A 14,806-nucleotide genomic window follows, 5' to 3' on the forward strand; every position below is an offset into this window, starting at 1 on the left:
AAGGCCTGATTTTTTCAGGCCTTTTTTATTGTTTAAATATTTGACAAGTTTTTTTGCCACGAATTTCCCGAATTTCCACGAATTATAATTTTAATAACAACTTGCATAGACAATTTTTTGAGCATAAAAACAAGAAAAAAATTCGTGAAAATTCGTGAAATTCGTGGCAAACTTTTTAGAATATAATCGTAAAAGTTGTTCCGAAATCTGGTTTTGAAGAGACTTCAATTTTGCAATTGATTGCCGTTGCGAGATCCCGAATTAAATGCAATCCTAAACCGGATTTGATTCCTATAACTTCAGAATCGTCATAAAGAGCTTTGAATTTTTCCTGATTTCCGCCCGCACCGTTATCGGTTATAGAAAGAAAAATTTGGTTGTTTTCCTGCCAGGCTTTCCATATTATTTTGGGGTTTTCTCTTTTATCAAGCGCTTTTATGGCGTTTCCGGTTAAGTTTCTTATAATCGTTTTCAGGTAATTTTCATCTGTAGTAAGAATAATGCTTTCCGGATTTTCAAACAAAATTGAAATGTTCTCATTGCTCGAAAAATGCTTTTGTATTTCATCAAAAATAGCATCCACCGGAATTTCTTTAAAATGAGGTTTGAAGTTTTCCATCTGGCCTTTACTCCAAAGCAAAATGTCTTCCATAGAAGTTAGTAAATTTTCGGCTCCCGAAATTACTTTGGTCTGCATTCTCGCAGCCGTTTCTTCGTCAATTAATTCAGGATTTTCTGTTTGAAGATGTAAAAAATGAATCAAATTAGAAACCGGACTTCTTAAGTCATGATTTAAAATGCTAAAGAATCTCGCTTTAATTTTATTGGCTTCGTCTAATTCCTGATTTAAAACCTGTAATTTTTGATTGGTTTTTTTTCTGTTTTGATTTTGGTTGAATAATAACAATCCGATAATTGCAACCAACGCTAATCCTGAAATTAAATACAATCGTTGTTTTTTAGCTTCGTCAATCTGGATGTTTTTAATTGTGTTTTCAGTCGAAAGGTTGTTGATTTTTTGCTGTTTGGTTTTATTTTGATAACGGGCTTCGGCATTTGCAATACTTTGTTTCGCCGATTCGTGCATCATTTCGTCGTTGTACTTGCTATAGATTTCGTTATAATGAAACGCTTCTTCCCAAAGTCCCAGCGCAGCATAACTTTGAGAGAGTTTTTTATTTATAGTAACAAAGAATTCTTTGTCATAATTTAAAGCATTTACCGATGCTTTTTTCAAGGTTTCAATCGCACTTTTATAATCTTTCTTTTCATACAAAACTCTTCCCATTATTGTATTGGCTTCCATCAGAATTTCTTCATCTGTAGATTTTTGTCCAAATAGAACAGCTTTTTTAGCATAATAATAAGCAGTATTCGTTTGACCCTGATCAGCATAAAATTTAGACATACTTTGATTCGCAAAACTTAAGTTGAGAAACAAAGAATCTTTTGCAGTGGGATACGTATAAATTAACTTGTAATATTTTTTAACGCTGTCGGTTTTTTTCTGCGCGGCAAAACACTGCATATAATAATTGCATGAAAAGGCACTAATATATGGAGAGGTTTTTATATAAGGTCTTGCTTCATTCAGGTATTCGATTGCTTTGTTAAATTGTTTCATTTTAACGTAAGCACTTGCAATCTGACAATAGGAAACGCCAATATTTTCGGTATTGGCAACGCTTTTCACAAGCAGTTTTTTATAATTGATCGCTTTTAACTGATAATTAATAAAATTTTCATATTCAGAATAATCAAGATAATATTCTCCTAAACTTCCGTTTAAAACGGCCTGCGTATACGTGTTTTTGGTAGTGTCGAGTACTTGTTTGATATACGCTATTAATTTTTTTCTTTTGGAAGTTTCATTAAGTGCATAATAAGCATAATTAAGACGCATTAAAGCCGAAGTTTCGTTTTTAAGATGCTTTACTTTTTGAGCATATTTCAGGGCAAGTTCATAATTTTCTGCTGCTTTTTTGCTTTGATTATTGTTGAATTCGTAAGCGTTTCCTTTTAAAAAATAAAACCTTGATTTATAAGCCAGATGATCTCCGGAAAGTTGAATTCCTTTTTGTGAAACAATTAGCAGTTTTGGATAATCTTCTAAGTCTAAAATCTCGTTGGTGTATTTCAGCCAGGCTTTAAGTTTTTCGTTTCTGGTTTTAAGTCTTGCTAAATTAGGTTCCTGCTGCGCAAAAACAGAAATACTGATGAAGAACAAAAACAAAAATCCGACTTTTTTCATCTAAATCAGGTTTAAGTTTTCTTTGTAACTTCTCCCAACCGGAATCGTGACATTATTGTTTAAAATGATTTCCGTAGAATTCATCTTCTGAATAAACTGTTTCTGAACGGCATAACTTCTGTGAATCCTTATAAACGATTGAAAATGATCTTCTTTTAAAAGATTTCCAATACTCGATAAAACGCAATGCCTTTTTTTATCGGTAATAATCAAAGTATAATCTTTTAAAGCTTCGAGATATAAAATTTCGTGAAGTTTAACTTTAGTCTGATCGTGGCCTTCTTTTATATAAATAGTATCACCGCCAATGCTGGCTTCAAAAAGAGAAGCTTTTAGTTTAATTTCCATAAACTCTTCAATTCGGCTTACGGTTTGCGTAAAGCGATCCAGTTTTAAAGGTTTTACGATAAAGTCCAGCGTTTCTATTTGAAAACTTTCAACCGCATGTTCAGGATGTGCAGTAATAAAAACACAAACGGGAATCTCTAAAGCTTGTTTCCTGAATTCAATACCGTTTAAATCCGGCATATCAATATCCAGAAATAAGATATCAACTTTTTTTTCTTCGATAAACGGAAGCGCATCTTCAGCAGAATCAAAAACACCTAAAATATCCAGAATCGGGAATTTTTTAGCAAAAGACAATACAGTAAGTCTGTCAATTTCGTCGTCATCAACAATAATACAAGAGTATTTTTTCATCATTCAAACTATGTTTTATGTCGTCTGTCTATTTAAAATGTTGTTTGTCTATTCACTGTTTTTGCCCATGTTTTATTGGCGCACATTTGCCTTGTAATTAATTCAGGAGCTCAAAATAACTATCCCTGACAGCTTTAGGATTTCTACAAAAATAATGTTATTGAATTAAATAAGAACGATTTGACCAATTTAAAACTAAAATTATTATGAAATTTTCTAAAACCCTTTTATCAATTTTTTTACTAGCAATTTTTACAATTTCATGCAGCAGCGATGACGGAAAAGACGGAGTAGACGGAACTAACGGAGTTGATGGCGCTGTTGGTGCAACAGGACCGGCCGGAACAGCAAATGTTATTTACAGCGCATGGCTTACAGCGCCTACAGCAGTCGCAGAAACAATAGATGGAACCTCTGGATTGTCAACTAGTATTGCTGCACCACAATTATCATCAGATATTCTTTCAAAAGGAACCATATTGGTTTATGTGTCTTTTGGAACAGGTACTTACACAGTGCCATATACATCTACAGCAGGCGGATTTGTTAATACAATTACGGCTATTTCTACTGTGCAAAAAATCAAATTATTCAGATTTAGACATGATCAAGGAGGAACGGTAGGTTTGCCAACAAGTCTTAACTGGAGATATATTTTAATTCCCGGAGGAGTTGCGGCAACAGCAAAAACTGCAAAACTAGATTATTCTAAAATGAGCTACGAAGAAGTTTGTGCACGTTTAAACATTCAGCCGTAAGCTTAATACAATCAATTAAGTAAATCAAATAAGAACTAATAAATAAAGATATTATGAAAACTTTAAAAACACTTTTTACCATTTTATTCGTTGCAATTTCTATTACTTCGTGCAGTAGTGATGACGATAAAGACAATACACCAGCATTTGAAACAGAAAACCCGCTTGCAGTTTATTATACTCAAACCGGATTTAATACAGTTACTAATTTTGTAAACGCTGGAGATTACGAATTTGGATTGGTTTTTACACCAACTGTAAAAGGAAATATTAAAGCCATTACGTTAAAACTGCCTGCTGCAAATTCTGCAGTGCGTGTAACGATTTGGGACTATGCAGGAAAAGCAGTATTGCGTTCAGAAACTGTAAATGTTGCCACAGCAGATGTTCAGGTTACTAAAGAAATCAGTGTTTTTGCTCTTGAAAAAGATAAAAAATACATGATTACAATGAATTCTAATGATTGGTATAAAAAGGCCAAGGCAGATCTAACCAATACTGTTTACCCTATTACTGCCGGACATATCATATTTAATGAATATAGATGGATCAGCGGAACATCACAAACTTTCCCAACCAATGTTTCTGCAAATTACAATGCAGGAGATTTAAGTTTTGATTTTCAACAAACTGAATAATTTTATTTTTGGATAGTTTAATTAGTGAGTTTGTAAAAAGGTTTGACAATCGTCAAACCTTTTTTTGTTTTTGCCATGAATTAAGCCAATTTCAATGAGTTTTTATTTTGCATACCTTACGATCTTTTCCTGTAAAATATTTAAAAATTGATTTCTTTTGTTTTAAACAGATAATATAATTCGTGAAAATTAGTCCAATTCGCGACTGACTTTTTTAAATGTTTGTTTTTTCCTATTTTTAACGAATCTTATATCTCTTTAAAAATGAAAATCTTCTATAGCTTTCTTTGTTTTATTGTGTTAATTACAAATGGTTTTTCTCAATCAAAAGAAAAAGAAAGTGCGTTTTTAGAAAATGGAGTTTCAGAACAATTGGCTCAATTTCGTAAAAACCAAATTTCAGATATTCAATACGAATTGTCTTTTGAAATCCCAACACAGAAAGAAGAGAATATTAATTCTCATTTGAATATAAATTTGAATTTATCTGGTTTAAGCCAGTCTTTACTTTTAGATTTTAAAGAGAAAACTTCAAACATAAAAACAATTGAAGTAAACGGAAAAAACATTACAATTATTCATGAAAATGGACATATTGTAATTTCTTCTTCGGCTTTAGTTTTAGGAAAAAATACTATTTCAATTTCCTTTATCGCAGGCAATTTATCGTTAAACCGAAACGACGAATTTCTGTACACACTTTTAGTTCCAGATCGCGCGAGTACATTATTCCCATGTTTTGATCAGCCAGATATAAAAGCCACTTATAAACTGAGTCTTTCCGTTCCAAAAGACTGGTTGGTTTTGGCTGGAGCCGATGTAAAAGAGAAAGTCGAAAAAGGCGATTTCATAACATACAATTTTGGAGAATCAGATAAAATGAGTACTTATTTGTTTTCTTTCGTTGCCGGAAAATTCAAAAGTGCAACGCAAAAGCCAGGTTTAGAAATGACAATGCTGTATCGCGAAAATAACCCAGAAAAGATAAAATCCAGTACCGATACGATTTTTAATCTCCATCAGCAATCTTTAGATTTTCTGGAAAAATATATCAATTATAAATTTCCGTTTCAAAAATTGGATTTCGCTGCAATTCCGGTTTTTCAATACGGCGGAATGGAGCATGTTGGTGCCATTCAATATAGAGAATCGACTTTGTTTCTGGACAACAGTGCAACCGACAGTGAAAAATTAAACCGCGCAAAACTTATCGCGCACGAAACCTCGCACATGTGGTTTGGCGACTTGGTAACAATGAAATGGTTTGATGATGTTTGGATGAAAGAGGTTTTTGCCAATTTTATGGCCGATAAAATCATGAATCCAATTTTTCCGAAAGTCAATCATAATCTTCAGTTTTTTACAGCGCATTATGGTAACGCTTTCGCGGAAGACCGATCTTTGGGCACACATCCGATAAAACAACATTTGGAAAATTTAAAAGATGCCGGATCGCTTTACGGAGCCATTATTTACAATAAAGCCCCAATTATGATGCGTCAGTTAGAAGCTTCGATGGGCGCAGCAGCCTTTCAAAAAGGAATTGAGAAATACATTAAAAAATACGCCAACAATAACGCCGACTGGAATAATCTCGTAGAAATCCTTGATGCCGAAACACCGCTCGACATGAAAAAATGGAGCGAGGTCTGGGTTAATAAATCAGGCAGAGCCATTTTTACAGATAAAATAGAATACGATTCAAAAGGTCAAATTAAAAAGTTTGAAATTCAGCAAAATGCCGAAGATAAATCGAATAATATCTGGCCTCAGGTTTTTCAAATTGGTTTAGTTTATGATGATAATGTGAAAGTTCTAAACGCTGCTATTAAAGACAAAAACATTGTTTTAAAAGAAGCTGCCGGACTTGAAAAACCAAACATAATTATTTACAATTATAATGGTTTTGGATACGGCGTTTTTCCGCTTGACGGCAATAATTTAGATTATATTTCAACATTGAAAGATGAGGTTGCAAGAGCTTCTGCCTACAGTAATTTGTATGAAAACATGCTAATTGGGAATATTTCTCCAGATGAAGCTTTTAATTGTTTTTTTAAAGGAATTCAATTTGAAGAAAATGAATTGGTTTTGCGAATTGTATCTGGTAATCTGAATACGATTTATTGGAGATTTTTAACCCAAAAAGAGCAAGAAAGAGTTCAGACTTTATTGAGCTATACATTATATTCACGTTTACAGACCAATTCATCTGCCAATGTAAAAAAGACTTTATTTGGTTTGTTTAGTTCGACTGCGTATTCCTCTTCGGCGAAAGCCAAATTATATCAAGTTTGGAATAAAGAAATCGTAATTCCGGGTTTAAAATTAAACGAAGATGATTTTACCAATATGGCAATGAATTTAGCGATTTTCAAACATGAAAAAGCAGATGAAATTTTAGAAAAAACCAGAACAACAATTTCAAATCCTGATAAACAAAAACGTTTTGAATTCCTGCTTCCGTCATTATCAAAAGACGAATTGGTTCGAAATGCTTTTATGGAATCTTTAAGAGACGAAAAAAACCGAGAAAAAGAAGCTTGGGTTGAAATTGGTTTGAGTAATATTCATCATCCGCTTCGTCAGGAAAGTGCTAAAAAATATATTAGATTTTCATTAGATTTGGTTGATGAAATCCAGCTTACCGGAGATATTTTCTTTCCGAAAGACTGGCTTGAAGATACCGTTGGGAAATATTCGTCTAAATTTGCTTTTGATGAAGTACAGCGATTCTTAAAAGAAAACCCTAATTTTAGTCCGATTCTGAAAAGGAAATTATTTCAGGCCACAGATTTGCTTTACAAAGCACAAAATATTAAAAAAGAAACCGAATGAAAATTGAATCGGAAATAGAGAAAGTTTCAAGTTTTCAGCATCTCGAAATGCTGGCAAATCAGGTTGTAGAAGGCTTTATATCCGGAATGCATAAAAGTCCGTTTCATGGATTTTCGGCCGAATTTGCAGAGCACAAAGTCTATAACGCAGGCGAAAGCACTAAACATATTGATTGGAAATTATTTGCCAAAACCGACCGTTTGTATACGAAACGTTTTGAGGAAGAAACCAATTTGCGCTGTCATCTTATTGTCGATAATTCGTCGTCAATGCATTATCCCGAACTAAAATCGAATCAGCCATTTTATGAAAAAAAGATTGGTTTTGCGGTTTTGGCTTCGGCAGTTTTAATGAATATTTTAAAGAAACAGCGCGATGCCGTTGGTTTAAGCGTTTTCTCCGATAAATACGAATATTACGCTCCGGAAAAAGGAAGTGATCGTCACCACAGAATGCTTTTGAATAAACTGGAAGATTTATTGGTTCAGCCAAAAGTCAAAAAAACGACCGATACCATTACATATCTGCATCAAATAGCAGAGAAAATGCACCGCCGTTCGATGATTATTTTGTTTACGGACATGTTTCAGGCCGAAGATGACGAAAAGCTTTTTAACGCTTTACAGCATTTAAAGCACAACAAACATAAAGTAGTTTTGTTTCATGTGGTTGATAATGAGACGGAATTGAAATTTGATTTTGATAACGCACCAAGAAAGTTTATCGACTTAGAATCGGGAGAAGAATTTTCAATTTTTGCCGATAATGTTAAAGTTGAATATGAAAAAAGGGTAGAAGCTTACTTTAAAAACCTGGCTTTAACCTGCGCCAAGAACCAAATTAAGTACGTTCCAGTAAATGTGGGCGACAATTTTGAAAAAATATTGACTACATATTTAGTTGAAAAACAAAACTTTGGCTAAGAATTTGAAAATTTATTTCATTTTTTTTGTCAAAACACTTGCAGAAATGAAATTCTGTACTATCTTTGCAACCGCAATAACGCAGAGGTTTGGTAGTTCAGTTGGTTAGAATACATGCCTGTCACGCATGGGGTCGCGGGTTCGAGTCCCGTCCAGACCGCAATATTGGGAGAAGCCTTTCTTAACAGAAAGGCTTTTTTGCCCAAATACGGTATCTAAGATTAGTTGTGTTGTTTTGCTACGACTTTGTAACTCGTAGCTGGTTTAGTAGTTAGACCAATGAAAAGCTTTCCACTTTTGTGGATGGCTTTTTTGATTTAAGACACTTTTGATTTTTGTTTTTAACCGCAAAGTACACTAAGATTTACGCAAAGGTCGCAAAGTTTAATTAAGCTTTGCGACCTTTGCGTTTTTATACTCATTGCATTTTAAATATAGCCCGTGGTTTCAACCACGGGAAACGGAATTGTGGTCATCATTGTGTCCCCGTGGTTGAAACCACGGGCTATGTTTAAATAGGATAAATATTTTTATTTGACAGAAAACTATCGAGATTTCGGTTAAAAAGAAAGAAAGTTCTTGTTTTTTGATTTAGTTCTCGAATTTTAAAATATTGAAATTTAGTTCATTAAAAATTTCTCAATTTTTATTCCTAAAAACCCTTGCAAAATCCAACTTCTGTTGTATTTTTGCACTCACAATAAAGCAGTGGGTTTGGTAGTTCAGTTGGTTAGAATACATGCCTGTCACGCATGGGGTCGCGGGTTCGAGTCCCGTCCAGACCGCTTAAATTTAAAATGCCTTTCTTAACGGAAAGGCATTTTTTGTTTTTAGGGTTTTACCGCAAAGGCGCTAAGATTTACGCAAAGTTCGCAAAGGTTTTTTTGGCCACAGATTACTCAGATTACTCAGATTTTGAAAATCCTTTTAATCCTTTAATCTGTGGCTAAATTTTAAGTTTATAAAGCTTTGCTCCCGATAGCTATCGGGATTGCGCTTTTACCTTGCGTCTTTGCGGTTAAATTTCTTTCTTATCTTTATAATAAGAAATCGCAATAATGGAACAATCAACTTTTAAAGTAGACAAATACTATATCAAGAAAGTAGATGCCGATAAAAAAAGCATTTATTGTCATCATGATATAATGGGAGAATTGTTCGTTCCAAGGCATAAACACGATAAAGCACAGATGTTATATGCAGAAGGCGATGTAGTTTTTGTAACAACCGAAACGAAATCTTATTTTCTCCCTGCAAGACATTTTATTTGGATTCCTGCTGGATTAGAACACAGTATCGAGCCAAAGTCGGAACATGTGATGATGCGAAATCTCTATTTTCCAGTCGAAAAAGATGAAGACGACTTTTATAAAGTAGAAGGAATTTATCCTGTCAATAATTTATTGTTGCAAATGATGCTTTTCACGAATCGATGGAACGGACATCTTAAAAAAGGAACTCCAAACTTTACCATTGCTAAAGCGATAAAAGCGATTTTACCTCAAATATGTACCAATAATTTACCTTTAGAATTACCACAGCCTAAAGATAAGCGACTCGGTAAAATTCTGCGTTATATTGAAAACAATCTCGGAGAAACGATTCTGTTTGCCGATGTTGCTCATGAATTTGGTTACAGCGAACGCTCTTTGTATCGCTTGTTTCAAAAAGATCTCAAAATGTCTTTCATTCAATATTATACCATTCGCAGAATTTTAAAAGCGATTGAACTTTTATTAGAAAGAAAACTTTCTGTAAAAGAGGTAGCTCTGGAAGTTGGTTATAATAGCGTTCCGACCTTTAGTAACACCTTTTTTAAGATTTTAGGTCAAAGACCTTCCGATTACTTAAATGGTGAAGAGATTTTGGAGCGAAAGTAAAATTTTATTTCACGCAGATTTTAATAGATGTAAGCCAATTTTGCTGATTCTCTTTATTTCATACGTAAAAAAATTCTCTCGCAGATTCCGCAGATTTGAGAGATTTTTTAAATGCTTTATAATCTGAACAATCTGCCAAATCTGCGAGAACAAAAAATAAAATCTGCGTACATCTGCTTAAATCATTTATAAATCTGCGTGAAACATCTCAAACTAAATTAATATTCTAATAAATTGTTTTTCAATATTTTAATATAACGTTTTCGGGAAATACAGTTTTAACATTTGTCCGAAATGAATACGTTATTGACTTTTTAGAATTATCAGTCAACGGAAAAATGAAGGAACTTTGCAGCATAAATTATTATCATGTTCCTTAAAACAACAAATTCTACAGACGATTGTTTTTCCAGAATCCTGCTGTTACTCTTAATTGTATTAGCATTCAATGGCTTACAAGCGCAGCAAGTTCATTCGGTTTCATTAAAAGAAGCTTTGAAACTGGCAAAAGAAAACAACAAAAAAATCCTTAGATCTCAATTGGAGATCACGCTCTCGGAGCAAAACATCAAAGAAAGTAAAGAACTCCGCTTGCCGGAAATTGAATTAAACGGCGAATATTCCAGAATTACGAATATAACGGAATTTAAAGGAAGCGGTTTCTTAAATGGAAAAGAAGTTACAAAGGCAATTCCTGAAATTTACCAAGTGAATTCGACTTTTAAAATGCCAATTTATGCGGGCAATAAAATCAATAATGCCATTAAAATTGCCAATCAGGAAAGCGAAATTGCTAAAATAAAAACCGAAAAGACTGAAAATGATATCGAGCTCGAAGTAGTAGCTAACTATCTGTCGATTTATAAAATGATGGAACTTCAGAAGATTTTTGAAGAAAACATCAAAGAAGAAAAAAACCGATTGAAAGAAGTACAATCGCTTCAAAAACACGGAACGGTTACAAAAAATGAAGTTATTAGAGCCGAATTACAGCTTTCGGATCGTGAATTAAATGCGCTTACAAATTCCAAAAACATAAAAATTGCGCTTCACGATCTGAAAACTTTAATTCAGATTCCGGAAAATGAAGAAATCGCGATTGATACAACAGCCGCTTTGGAGGAAATGAACGGTTTAGATCCGTATGATTTTTATATGACTAAAGCTTTGCAAAATGAAGAAATGCGAATGGCAAGTCAGGAATTAAACATCAAAAAAACAGAATTGCAATTGGTAAAAGGAAATTATCTGCCAACGGTAAACTTCTTCGGAAATTATGGATTTTATTACCCAAACTACAAATTTTTTCCGCCAAATCCGTATTTGTACACTTTAGGACAAGTGGGAATCGAAGCACATTTTGATATTTCGGCTTTGTACAAAAACAAAACCAAAGTAGAACAGGCAAACAAAAAAATCGAATGGCAGCAAATGCAGACGGAAATTATAAAAGATGAAATTCAGGATAAGCTTTATAAAGAACATACACAGTATCAGGAAATCCTTGAAAAATTTGTAGTTGTTGATAAAGCTTTGGATTTAGCCAATGAAAATTACCGAATCGTAAAACTGAAATACTTAAACCAACTGGTTTTAATTACCGAAATGGTCGATGCTGATAATGCTTTGCTTCAGGCGAAATACAATAAAATTTCTACCCGATTGGATGCGGTTTTAAAACATTACGAATTGCTTCATACGGCTGGAATTATGCCTAACGAGATTTGATTTTTTAGAAGAAAGAGGCAAGAAGCAAGAGAATAAATAGAAAATATAGGGTTTCAGTTCCGAAGGAACGATCCATATTGTAGCGCAGGATTTTAATCCTGGGAAGAAATAGAAAGAATAGAATAAAGAATATAGATTTTAAGTTCCGATGGAACGATTCATATTGTAGCGCCGGATTTCAATCCGGGGGAAAATAATTAAAGATATAAAGTTTATGGTTAAGATAAAAAATGAAACTAGAAGAAACAGAACGTTTCATATATTAATAACAGTTATTGCATGTGCGCTTGTGGTAAGCGGGGTTATTTTGGGAATTTGGTTTTATGTATTCAACAGAAACCACGAAGAAACCAATGACGCTCAGGTGGAACAATATGTAACTCCAATTATGTCGAGAATTACAGGTTATGTGCAGGAAGTTCGTTTTAATGAAAATCAGTTTGTGCATAAAGGCGATACTTTGGTTGTAATTGACAATCGGGAATATAAATCAAAATTGAATGTGGCTCTTGCCGATGTTCAAAATGCACAGCAAAATAGCGTTGTGGCGCAAAGAAATGCGGTTACAACGGCAAGTGCAACGGCAATTAACGAATCTCAATTAGAGGGTGCAAAATCCAATCTTTGGAAAACAAAACTGGAATACGAAAGGTACAAAGCTTTGGTAAAAGAAGAAGCGGCAACTTCTCAGCAATTGGAAAAAGTTCGCGCCGATTACGAAGCAGCGCAGGCGCATTTTGAGGAAATGAAAAACAGAATTCACTCCGCGACTTTAAGTACTTCTGTTGCAGAAGCAAATGTGCCGACAACGCAAACGAATATTGCATCAAAACAAGCCGTGGCTGATAATGCTGCATTGTTTCTTTCGTACACGATAATTACGGCGCCTTACGACGGTTGGGTTGGAAAACGAACTTTACAGCCGGGACAATTGGTAAAAGAAGGACAATCATTGCTTTCAATCGTAAGCAAAGAAAAATGGATTACAGCCAATTTTAAAGAAACACAATTGCAGTATTTAACCGTTGGTCAGGATGTTGAAATAAAAGCCGATGCCGTGAGCGACAAAACATTTATCGGTACAATTGCATCTTTATCACCTGCGAGCGGGGCAAGATTTTCATTGCTTCCTCCGGATAATGCAACGGGAAATTTCGTAAAAATCGAACAAAGAATTCCAGTTAGAATTCAGTTAAAAGGCAACGACAAACAAACCGATTTTTTAAGAGCGGGAATGAATATCACTGTGATTGCAGCACACTAAAATGGAAGATAAAAGTATTTTTAAATCCTGGGTTCCAAAATGGGCAATCATCATTATTTTGTTTGTCTGCCTTTTGCATTCCATGATTTTATTGGGAGTTTATACTTCAAACGTAACCTATGCGGCAAGTTTTCTGGACATTGAGCCCGAAGATTTGCAGTTTGCGATGTGTGTTACGTACGGAACTTTGCTGGCAACGATTTTGATCGAAAGCCGATTTTCAAGTTTTTTTCCTGCAAAAAATTACCTGATGGCGGTTTATTCTTTAATCGGGATTACGATTGTTTCATCGGCGTATATTACCAATTTTTATCTTTTTTTAATGCTCAGAATTGCCGAGGGAATTTTGATGGCGCTTCCGGTAATTACAATCAGACAATTGTTGATCGAGCAGTTTAATTCTAAAAATGCCATTATAATTGGTTTCTCCTTTTATTACGGTTCGCTGTTGTTGTCAACGCCTTTTATTATGAACATTGCAGTCTGGTTTCTGGATCATTACGATTGGAAATACATGCTGTATGTTTCGGGCGGATTGCAGGTTTTGAATGTCTTTTTAATCTTAGTTACTTTTCGTGGGCACCGAATCACAAAGAAAATTCCGTTGTATCAAATCGACTGGATGAGTTATTTTTTGGTTTTAACTGCCATTCTTTGCGGTGCTTACTTTTTTGTTTATGCCGAGAAAAAATATTGGTTCGATTCTTCTGAAATGGTTTTAATGTTAATGATTGCTTTGATTACGGGCGGATTATTCATCTTTAAAGAACTTTTGGTAAAAAGACCAACTTTTGACTTTGAAGTTTTTAAATACGCCAATCTCCGAATTGGGTTTTTATTGTTTTTCCTTTTCTATATCAGCAGAGCAACGCTGAGCCTTTGTCATTCGGCGATGTTTTCCATTTGGAATTGGGATCCGTCGCGCGTTGCAGGCGTGCAATACATAAACGGATTGGGAAATGTAATCGGGCTTATTTTAGCTGCTTATTTTCTGATGAAATCTGTTTCGACGAAAATCATTTTTATAATTGGTTTTTCGCTAATTGCGTTGTTTCATTTTTGGTTTACGTTTCTTTTCGTGCCCGATGTGGCTTTATCGGATATTATCATTCCGTATGTTTTACAAGGTATTGGCGTCGGGTTTTTATTCGTTCCGTTAATCCTGTTTACCACATCTTCGGTTCCGGCAAAAATGGCGGTTTCTTCTGGAATTGTCGGTGTTTCGGGGCGTTTTTGGGGAAGTACAATTGGCTTTTGTGTGATGCAAAATGCAGCTGTATTTTTAAATAAAAAACATTTTTTAAAACTAAGTCAGTTTGTAACGGGCGAAAATCCCGAAGCACAGCAAACAATTTCTGCAACCGCACAAAGTTTTATGGCAAAAGGATATTCGGCAGATAATGCAAATACTTTAGCCTTGAAGAAAGTTTTCGGAACTGTTGCCAAGCAAGCCACGTTATTAGCCGATATGGAGATTTATACGATTGTAGGTTATGGTTTAGTGGCTTTGATTATTCTGATTGCGTGTAATCAGCATTTAAGACAAACGATGACTTTGGTTAAAAGTAAAATTTGGATCGGCTAAAATGCAAATTCCAATTTTTAAATTCCAAATTCCAAAGTGGAGTGAATTTAATCTCGCAAAGTCGCAGAGGCGCAAAGTTTTTTGTTTCAGGTTTAAAGTTTCAGGTTTTAGGTTTTTTGCACAAAGTTTGTCATTTCGACGAAGGAGAAATCTTCGCAAGTAACTCCGCAACGAAAGTCCAATCTTTGTAGAGCTGCTCGTGGAGATTTCTCCTTTGTCGAAATGACAAACAGTATGAT

The 14,806-nt window shown here is 34.4% G+C and carries 10 protein-coding genes and 2 tRNA genes; 10 read left to right on the forward strand and 2 right to left on the reverse strand.

Annotated features, from left to right (window positions below):
• Positions 1 to 175: 175 nt before the first annotated feature.
• Together FLAPXU55_RS07940 and FLAPXU55_RS07945 are read right to left on the reverse strand one after the other, a co-directional pair.
• Positions 176 to 2,251 (reverse strand): ATP-binding protein, encoded by a 2,076-nt coding sequence (locus FLAPXU55_RS07940; protein WP_180857225.1) that lies wholly within the window; start codon positions 2,249 to 2,251, stop codon positions 176 to 178.
• On the reverse strand, positions 2,252 to 2,956 hold the full coding sequence (locus tag FLAPXU55_RS07945) for a LytR/AlgR family response regulator transcription factor (protein ID WP_053469936.1): 705 nt from the start codon (positions 2,954 to 2,956) through the stop codon (positions 2,252 to 2,254).
• Between the two features lie 203 nt (positions 2,957 to 3,159).
• On the opposite strand from FLAPXU55_RS07945, the gene FLAPXU55_RS07950 reads away from it, so the two are divergent.
• From FLAPXU55_RS07950 to FLAPXU55_RS07995, 10 genes are all read left to right on the forward strand, one after another.
• On the forward strand, positions 3,160 to 3,711 hold the full coding sequence (locus tag FLAPXU55_RS07950) for a hypothetical protein (RefSeq protein WP_180857226.1): 552 nt from the start codon (positions 3,160 to 3,162) through the stop codon (positions 3,709 to 3,711).
• A gap of 53 nt (positions 3,712 to 3,764) precedes the next feature.
• The gene (locus FLAPXU55_RS07955) at positions 3,765 to 4,349 is read left to right on the forward strand and encodes a DUF4082 domain-containing protein (RefSeq protein WP_180857227.1); all 585 of its coding nucleotides are present in this window, start codon (positions 3,765 to 3,767) and stop codon (positions 4,347 to 4,349) included.
• 264 nt (positions 4,350 to 4,613) lie between these two features.
• Positions 4,614 to 7,187, forward strand: a complete 2,574-nt coding sequence (locus FLAPXU55_RS07960; protein ID WP_180857228.1) for a M1 family aminopeptidase — start codon at positions 4,614 to 4,616, stop codon at positions 7,185 to 7,187.
• A complete protein-coding gene (locus FLAPXU55_RS07965; protein WP_180857229.1) occupies positions 7,184 to 8,110 on the forward strand; it encodes a DUF58 domain-containing protein in 927 nt (308 codons plus the stop codon). The genes FLAPXU55_RS07960 and FLAPXU55_RS07965 overlap by 4 nt, the downstream gene beginning before the upstream one ends.
• A gap of 86 nt (positions 8,111 to 8,196) precedes the next feature.
• Positions 8,197 to 8,270, forward strand: a tRNA-Asp gene (locus FLAPXU55_RS07970).
• 551 nt (positions 8,271 to 8,821) lie between these two features.
• Positions 8,822 to 8,895: transfer RNA gene (locus FLAPXU55_RS07975), tRNA-Asp, on the forward strand.
• A gap of 273 nt (positions 8,896 to 9,168) precedes the next feature.
• Positions 9,169 to 9,990 carry a helix-turn-helix transcriptional regulator gene (locus FLAPXU55_RS07980; RefSeq protein WP_180857230.1) on the forward strand — a complete coding sequence of 274 codons (822 nt, stop codon included), beginning with the start codon at positions 9,169 to 9,171 and terminating at the stop codon, positions 9,988 to 9,990.
• A gap of 369 nt (positions 9,991 to 10,359) precedes the next feature.
• The gene (locus tag FLAPXU55_RS07985) at positions 10,360 to 11,718 is read left to right on the forward strand and encodes a TolC family protein (protein WP_180857231.1); all 1,359 of its coding nucleotides are present in this window, start codon (positions 10,360 to 10,362) and stop codon (positions 11,716 to 11,718) included.
• 214 nt (positions 11,719 to 11,932) lie between these two features.
• Positions 11,933 to 12,982, forward strand: coding sequence for an HlyD family secretion protein (locus FLAPXU55_RS07990; protein WP_180857232.1), 1,050 nt, complete (start codon positions 11,933 to 11,935; stop codon positions 12,980 to 12,982).
• 1 nt (position 12,983) lies between these two features.
• Positions 12,984 to 14,567 carry an MFS transporter gene (locus tag FLAPXU55_RS07995; protein WP_180857233.1) on the forward strand — a complete coding sequence of 528 codons (1,584 nt, stop codon included), beginning with the start codon at positions 12,984 to 12,986 and terminating at the stop codon, positions 14,565 to 14,567.
• Positions 14,568 to 14,806: the final 239 nt, after the last annotated feature.

Origin of the sequence: Flavobacterium panici (assembly GCF_903819335.1) — a bacterium.
In the GTDB taxonomy this organism is placed as follows: Bacteria; Bacteroidota; Bacteroidia; order Flavobacteriales; family Flavobacteriaceae; genus Flavobacterium; species Flavobacterium panici.

Excerpts from the sequence above, each read along its gene's own strand:
- FLAPXU55_RS07965 (WP_180857229.1), top strand. The coding sequence starts at position 7,184 with ATGAAAATTGAATCGGAAATAGAGAAAGTTTCAAGTTTTCAGCATCTC.
- FLAPXU55_RS07985 (WP_180857231.1), top strand. The coding sequence starts at position 10,360 with ATGTTCCTTAAAACAACAAATTCTACAGACGATTGTTTTTCCAGAATC.
- FLAPXU55_RS07960 (WP_180857228.1), top strand. The coding sequence starts at position 4,614 with ATGAAAATCTTCTATAGCTTTCTTTGTTTTATTGTGTTAATTACAAAT.
- FLAPXU55_RS07945 (WP_053469936.1), bottom strand. The coding sequence starts at position 2,956 with ATGATGAAAAAATACTCTTGTATTATTGTTGATGACGACGAAATTGAC.
- FLAPXU55_RS07990 (WP_180857232.1), top strand. The coding sequence starts at position 11,933 with ATGGTTAAGATAAAAAATGAAACTAGAAGAAACAGAACGTTTCATATA.
- FLAPXU55_RS07995 (WP_180857233.1), top strand. The coding sequence starts at position 12,984 with ATGGAAGATAAAAGTATTTTTAAATCCTGGGTTCCAAAATGGGCAATC.
- FLAPXU55_RS07955 (WP_180857227.1), top strand. The coding sequence starts at position 3,765 with ATGAAAACTTTAAAAACACTTTTTACCATTTTATTCGTTGCAATTTCT.
- FLAPXU55_RS07980 (WP_180857230.1), top strand. The coding sequence starts at position 9,169 with ATGGAACAATCAACTTTTAAAGTAGACAAATACTATATCAAGAAAGTA.
- FLAPXU55_RS07940 (WP_180857225.1), bottom strand. The coding sequence starts at position 2,251 with ATGAAAAAAGTCGGATTTTTGTTTTTGTTCTTCATCAGTATTTCTGTT.
- FLAPXU55_RS07950 (WP_180857226.1), top strand. The coding sequence starts at position 3,160 with ATGAAATTTTCTAAAACCCTTTTATCAATTTTTTTACTAGCAATTTTT.